A 6,622-nucleotide genomic window follows, 5' to 3' on the forward strand; every position below is an offset into this window, starting at 1 on the left:
GCGGACACGGCGGTCGTGATCGCCGGCGCCGCCCCGTTCGACATGCTGGCCCGGCTGGCGCGCGGGTTCGGCGATGGTCGCCCGAGCCCGGCGGCGATCGTCCTGGTCGACGGCACGGCGCGGAACGAGAGCTTCACGGGCGCGGGCCGCACGGCCGCCTTCCGACAGGCGTGCGGGAACGTGCCGTTGACGGTCGTCGTCGATACCGGACAGGACCATGCGGCCGCCAGGGCCGCCAACCTCGGCCTCGCCCGGGTTCCGCCGGGGCTGAGCCATGTGGTCGTGATCGCGGAGGATTGCGCGCTGACCGGCGACTGGTTCGCCTCGCTCCTCCGGTCCTGGCTCGCCGCGGGGGATCCGGGCGGACTGCTCTCGCCCCGGATGCTCGTGCGGGAGGGACGGCCGCGCGACGGCGTGCTGACCGACGGCTATCTGGAGGCACCCGTCCGGCAGACGGCGGAAATGGCGGTCGACATCCGCGCGATGGGCGACGGCTATGCGGACCTGCCGGCGCCGGGGCGGCTGGCGCCGGCGGACGCCGGGTCCGATCGGGCGCTGGAGGAGACGGAACTGCCCGGCAGCGCCATCGTCATGGCGCGGCTCGCGACGCTGTGCGCGGTCGAAGACGGGCAGGGAGCGGTGTTCGATCCCCTGATCCTCACGCCCGCGGCCCTGTTCGAGGATCTCGCGCGGCGCCTTTCGGGCAAGGGGACACATTGTCGCACCACCATCGCCGCGCTGGGCGTGCTGCCCGCCCCGCGGCCCCGCGACATCGTTCACCTGTGGCAGCACCAGCACGACTACCGCTGGCTCAATCGCAAGGTCCACGGGCCGGCCGACGCCCTCGGCGACGACCATATGGTAGAGTTCATCTGCCCCTTCCATCGCGGCGACGTGCTCGTCGGGCTGCAGGTCGCGCAGACCGCGTTCCTCGCCGGCATCCCCATCCGGCTTCATGTGGCTGAAAGCCTGCTGGAGTGGGTGCTGGCGTTCGACCCGCCGTTCCCGGTCCGCGGCATTCCCGTCAAGGTGCCGTCCGCGGAGCGGACCGCGCTGCACCTGCTGCGCTCGTACGAATACGTCATCCGCCAGGCCGATACCGGCCCCCGCCTCGCCCGGTCGCACTTTGCGCGCGGACTCGACGCGATGCGCAGCAACCTGGCGGGCTCGATGCTGTCGTCGGTGGGCCTGCCCGCGGACACGCCGCTCGACGAGCTCCGCCCGGCGACGGACGCCGGACAGGAGGATGAGGCGGCGGCGCTGCTGGCGCCCTACGGCGACCGCGTGGTGCTGTTCCACCGCACGGGCGGGTGGAGCCTGAAGTCGCTCCCCGACGCGGTGCTGGCCCGGTTCGCGGACATGGTGAGGGCGCAAGGGTTCCGCCTGGTCCAGATCGGCGGCCCGGGCGAGGCGGCGTGCGACGCGGTCGACGGCATGATCGCCGGGAACTTCGCGCCGGGCCTGTGGGCGGCGCTGTTCCGGCGGGCGGACGCGGTCGCGGGGATCGACAGCTGGACGGCGCACATGGCCGCGATCCTGGACGTGCCCCAGATCACGTTCTTCGGATCGACGCATCCGGACCACGTCGCCTCCAAGCCCCATTTCCGCGCACGGCGCTCTCCTGCCCTGCTGATCGAGCCGACGGTCGCCTGCTCCCCCTGCAACTCGCTGACCTGCCTGATCCGGCCCGAACCGTTCTGCATGGGGTACAGCGCCGACCCGGCCCGGATATCGCCGTTCCTGCGCGATCTGGGTCGGGCGGCGACGGAGCGGCGCGAGGCGTCCTGACGGCGCCCGACCATCGGGTCGATTGACAAGGGACGCCGGAATGCGCTTGCGTAATCCGATGGTCTCGTCGCTTGCCTGGCTTTCGGGGTCGTTGCCTCCGTTTGGGAAACCCTGTGGAAATGCTTGAGCTTTCCGCGTCGCGGCCACGGACGCCCGCGCCGCTGGACCGCGTGGCGACCTGGTTCCGCCGTCGCCGCTGGTTCACGCTCTTCGTGATCGTGCCGACGGTCGCGATGGCGCTGTACCAGGGCTTCGTCGCGTCCGACGTCTACATCTCCGAGTCGCGGTTCGTCATCAAGTCGCCGAGCCAGAAGCAGGCCCAGCTCTCGGGCATCGCCAGCCTGATCCAGACGACGGGCCTATCGGGCGGCCAGGAACAGACCAACGAGGTCATGGACTATGTCCGGTCGCGCAACGCGCTGGCCGACGTCGCCCGGCGGATGGACGTCGCAGCGGTGTTCTCGTCCCCGGCAGCGGACGTCCTCAGCCGCTATCCCCTGCCCTTCACGCCTGAGCGGTTCGAGAACCTGTACAAATACTACGGCAAGATGGTCGACACCCGCCTCGACCACGACACCAATACGGCGGTGCTGACGACGAAGGCGTTCACTCCCGACGACGCGCATGCGCTCAACGCCCGACTGCTCGACCTGAGCGAGGAACTGGTCAACAAGCTGAACGTCCGCGCGCAGGGCAAGGCCATTGCGGAGACCCAGCATTACCTGGCGGACGCGCAGGCCCGGCTGCTCGCGGCCAGGATGCGGCTGCGGGAATATCGCAACACCTCCGAACTGCTCGATCCCGCCAAGCAGGCGACGGGGGTGCTGGAGGTGTCGAACGTCCTCGTCGGCCAGCAGGCCGCGCTGCGCGCGCAGTTGCAGGCGATGCAGCGCGCCGCGCCGCGCAACCCGTCGATCCTCGCGCTGCGCAGCCGGATCGCCGCGGTCGGCGTGCAGATCGACGCGCAGAACGGCCGTGCGGTCGGAACCGGCGGCGGGATCGCCTCCAAGCTCAGCCAGTACGAGAACCTGGCCGTCGAGCAGGAGTTCGCGACCCAGATGGTCAACGCGGCCGGCTCCAATCTCGAGCAGGCCCGAGCCGAGGCGCAGAAGCAGCAATTCTATCTCGAGCGCGTCGTCGAGCCCAACCGGCCCGACGTGGCCCTGCTGCCGCGCCGCATCCAGTCGGTGTTCTTCGTCTTCGCGACGGCGCTGTGCGTATACCTGATCGGCTGGATGCTGATCGTCGGCATCCTCGAACACGCGCCGGACAGCTGACGATGGCGTCGCTGCGACAGGGCTGGCGAATCCAGCAGCGCGTGATCATCGCGCTGATGAGCCGCGAGCTGACGACCCGCTTCGGACGCGAGAACATCGGTTTCCTGTGGATAATGGCGGAACCGCTGCTCTTCGCCGTGCTCGTCTCGCTCGCGTGGACGTTCATGAAGGGTCCAGAGGAACACGGCGTCGCGATCGTGGCGTTCGTCGTCAGCGGATACCTGCCGCTGACCTTCCTTCGTCACTCCTTTGGCCGATGCACCAACATCTTCGTCGCGAACGGCAGCCTGATGTACCATCGCCAGATCCGCATACTGGATTTCGTGTTCGTCCGGGTGCTGATCGAGACGATAGGCGGCATGATGGCCTATCTCTTCATCGGCGTCATCCTGATGTACTTCGGGTACTTCCCGGTGCCCGCCAGCATCGGCCTGCTCGTGTCGGGCTGGGCGCTGTATACCCTTTTCGTCCTGTCGATGTGCTTCATCATCGCGCCCTTGTCGGAGGTGTCGGAAGTCCTGGAGAAAATCCTTCCCGTCACCATCTATATCTCGATCCCTTTTTCCGGCACCTTCAACATGGAATCGTGGCTCTCGCCGCAGGCGCGCGACATCCTCTTGTGGTCGCCGATGGTCAATTCGATCGAGATGATGCGCTACGGACTGTTCGGCGATGCCGTGCGGCCGTATTACACCATATGGGTTCCGATCGGCGCCTCGCTGATCTGCATGACGATCGGGCTGGCCCTGTGCCGCCGGGTCCGCCGGACGCTGGTGGTCGAATGAGCGGCCGCCGTGCGGGTGGCGGCGCGCGATGATCGTGTGCGAGGACCTGCACAAGTCCTATCGCATCGGACACGGGCGCAAACAGGTGCTGAACGGCATCGACCTCACGATCAGGCCGGGAGACAAGGTCGGCCTGCTCGGCCGCAACGGCGCGGGCAAGACGACGCTGATAAAGCTGATCGGCGGCGTGGAGATGCCGACGTCGGGACGGGTGCGGCGCACGATGTCCTGCTCCTGGCCGCTCGGCCTGACCGGCGGCTTCCAGGGCAGCCTGACCGGTTATGACAACGCCCGCTTCATCGCGCGGATCTACGACCACGACTATGCCGACGTCCGCGCCTTCGTCGAGGATTTCACCGAGCTTGGCCGGCAGCTCAGGATGCCGGTCAAGACCTATTCGTCGGGGATGCGCGCGCGCCTGTTGTTCGCGCTGTCGCTCGCGATCGAGTTCGAATGCTATCTGATCGACGAGGTCATCATGGTCGGCGACAAGAACTTCCAGCAGAAATGCCATTACGAGCTGTTCGAGAAGCGCGCGGACCGCTCCCTGCTCCTCGCGTCGCACAGCCCGGAGTTCATCCGCACGTTCTGCGACCGGGCGATGATACTCTCGAACGGCAAGGCCGAGATGTACGACGACGTCGAAGCGGGGCTGGACACCTATTTCGAGCTTTGATCCGCATCGGCGGCCGGGTCCCGGTACCGCCGCCCTTCGTGCCGGCCATGCGTGGCATAGTGGCTCGCGGCATCTTCCCCGGCGGCGGCGACGTCGGGGTTGAGCAGAAGATAGGCCGCGGCGTCGAAGTCGGCGGGAATGTCCTGCGCCGACGGGTCGGACCCGGCCGGGCCGGCGCCGCCGGCTGGCGGCCTGCGCCTGAACAGGTGTCGCCACGCCCGCCGGCCGGTGGTGGTCGGCGCCTCGGCCCGATCCGGCCGCACGGGCTCGCCCAGCAGCATGTTGGGCTCGACCGCGCCGCTCGCGATGTTGGTGATGGTGCGAAGGTCCAGCCGCCCGAGCGGCTCGTCCGAGAAGGCGGGCGTGTAGTAGATGCAGTCGGTGAAGTAATAGTGGCTGACCTGCGACCAGCGCGTGCGCTTCAGGTCGCTTCGCATGCTGCCGCCGTGGAGCAGGTTGGCGGCCCAGATCAGCGCCTGGCCCTTGCGCGCGAGAAAGGTTTCGGGCTCGATCCCCTCCGCGTCGACCATCGCACCCCATACCGCCTCGAACGGCGTCTGCGCCGAGGCGTGGGTGCTCTTCCACCCGCGCTGGCCGATCATCGCGTTGCTGAGCACCGGCCATCGGTGCGAGCCGGGGTAATAGACGAGCGGGCCGGACTCTGCGGTGATGTCCTCCATCGCCAGCCACACGCCGCACATGAACCGTTCGGGAAGGCTGGAGAAGTGCGCGGAGTCCGTATGCGGGCGCTGCTGCGTGCCGAGCGGGAAGTTCAGCGTCTGGAACGGGAAGGCGCGCCGTCCGTACAGCCTGGTCAGCAGCGCCAGTATCCGCGCGTTGGCGGCGATGGCCAGTACGTCCGGATCGAACCGCCACGCGTCCTGGATGCGCAGGTTCGCGTGCGCGCCCAGCGACTCGGGATCGGACAGGTCGGCATCGTAGCGCGGTGAAAGGTTGGTCCTGATCCGGTCGATCCGGGCATCGATCCCGGCGTCGGGGAAGTCGAACACCGCATAGCCGCGCGCGTTGAGCTGGACCGCGACGTCGCGCTCGAACGGGGACAGGCCCATCGCGTCCAGCGACCCCGCGAACAGCGGCGATTCGACCAGCGGCACCCCCGGCAGCAGCCTGGCGGAAAGCGGAAGGGGCGCTCCGGGATCGGGATCGGGTAGGGTGGACATGGACTTTCTCGCAAGCGTCAGAGGCGGAAGCGGTATGTTTCGCTGGCCCGATCGAGCCCCGGGTGATGCATCGGATCGACGACCGTCGTCGTTCCCCAGCGGGTCTGGAGAACTTCCAGCTCGCGCATGTAGCGGTCTATATGGGCCGATGACAGGTCCGCGCCGCGCGACTTGCTTTCCAGGTGGAAGAGCGTCGCCTGCGGAGCGTACACGTTCCGCCAGCCCGCGCGGCCGAGCTTCAGGCACAGGTCGACGTCGTTGTAGGCGATCTGCAGCCCTTCCGCGTCGAAGCCGCCGACCGCATCGAACTTGGCCTTTTCCACCACCAGGCAGGCGCCGGTCACCGCGCTGGCGTAATGCGCGGCGTGCGCCTGCGCGAAATAGCCGGGATCGCCCGCGCGAAGCCCCCGGTGCGCGTGGCCCGCGGCGTTGCCCAGACCCATGACGACGCCGGCATGCTGGATGCTGCCGTCCTCGTAGAGGAGTTTCGCGCCCACCGCGCCGATCGCCGGGCGAACGGCATAGCGCATCATCTCCCCTAGCCAGTCCCCCGCCGTCACCTGCGTGTCGTTGTTGAGGAAGCACAGGTACCCGTCCCGCGCGTGCCGCACCGCGAAGTTGTTGATGGCGGAATAATTGTACGGCATCGGGCATGGCAGCACCGCGACGCGCGGATCGGCCGCGATCCCGTCGAGATAGGCATGGGTCTCGGGCTCCACGCTGCCGTTGTCGATGATGACGAGCGTATAGTTGCCGTAACGGGTATGTTCCAGGACGCTCCCGACGCAGGCGCGCAGCAACTCCGGATGATCGCGCGTCGGCACCAGGATCGTCACCGGCGGGGCCGGGTCCGGCGCCGGCCACCGGACCGTGACGGTCCCGAACGGCCCCGCCGAGGCGGTGGCGCCCGCGTCC

Annotated in this window: 6 protein-coding genes; 4 read left to right on the forward strand and 2 right to left on the reverse strand. The window is 68.4% G+C overall.

All coding sequences use genetic code 11. The features are described 5' to 3' along the window. The 4 genes from HUV01_RS10495 to HUV01_RS10510 all read left to right on the forward strand — a co-directional run. On the forward strand, positions 1-1,788 hold a 1,788-nt coding region (locus tag HUV01_RS10495; RefSeq protein ID WP_217430982.1), incomplete at its 5' end, for a glycosyltransferase family 9 protein. 119 nt (positions 1,789-1,907) lie between these two features. Further along, a complete protein-coding gene (locus tag HUV01_RS10500) occupies positions 1,908-3,065 on the forward strand; it encodes a capsule biosynthesis protein (RefSeq protein WP_174298212.1) in 1,158 nt (385 codons plus the stop codon). A gap of 2 nt (positions 3,066-3,067) precedes the next feature. After that, complete coding sequence (locus tag HUV01_RS10505; protein ID WP_174298213.1) at positions 3,068-3,850, forward strand: ABC transporter permease; 783 nt, start codon at positions 3,068-3,070, stop codon at positions 3,848-3,850. A 28-nt stretch (positions 3,851-3,878) separates the two neighbouring features. Beyond that, positions 3,879-4,526 carry an ABC transporter ATP-binding protein gene (locus HUV01_RS10510; RefSeq protein ID WP_174298214.1) on the forward strand — a complete coding sequence of 216 codons (648 nt, stop codon included), beginning with the start codon at positions 3,879-3,881 and terminating at the stop codon, positions 4,524-4,526. Here the strand turns inward: HUV01_RS10510 and HUV01_RS15495 are convergent. Both HUV01_RS15495 and HUV01_RS10520 read right to left on the reverse strand, forming a co-directional pair. Continuing rightward, the gene (locus HUV01_RS15495; RefSeq protein ID WP_174298215.1) at positions 4,511-5,707 is read right to left on the reverse strand and encodes a phytanoyl-CoA dioxygenase family protein; all 1,197 of its coding nucleotides are present in this window, start codon (positions 5,705-5,707) and stop codon (positions 4,511-4,513) included. The two genes, HUV01_RS10510 and HUV01_RS15495, sit on opposite strands and share 16 nt — an antisense overlap. A gap of 17 nt (positions 5,708-5,724) precedes the next feature. After that, positions 5,725-6,622 (reverse strand): glycosyltransferase family 2 protein (locus HUV01_RS10520; protein WP_174298216.1); only part of this gene is annotated, 898 nt, incomplete at its 5' end.

The sequence above is a fragment of the Sphingomonas bacterium genome (genome assembly GCF_903643035.1).
Taxonomy (GTDB): domain Bacteria; phylum Pseudomonadota; class Alphaproteobacteria; order Sphingomonadales; family Sphingomonadaceae; genus Sphingomonas.

Bases quoted from the DNA above. Each gene is read 5' to 3' on its own strand.
- HUV01_RS10500 (WP_174298212.1), top strand. From the start codon at position 1,908: ATGCTTGAGCTTTCCGCGTCGCGGCCACGGACGCCCGCGCCGCTGGAC.
- HUV01_RS10505 (WP_174298213.1), top strand. From the start codon at position 3,068: ATGGCGTCGCTGCGACAGGGCTGGCGAATCCAGCAGCGCGTGATCATC.
- HUV01_RS10510 (WP_174298214.1), top strand. From the start codon at position 3,879: ATGATCGTGTGCGAGGACCTGCACAAGTCCTATCGCATCGGACACGGG.
- HUV01_RS15495 (WP_174298215.1), bottom strand. From the start codon at position 5,707: ATGTCCACCCTACCCGATCCCGATCCCGGAGCGCCCCTTCCGCTTTCC.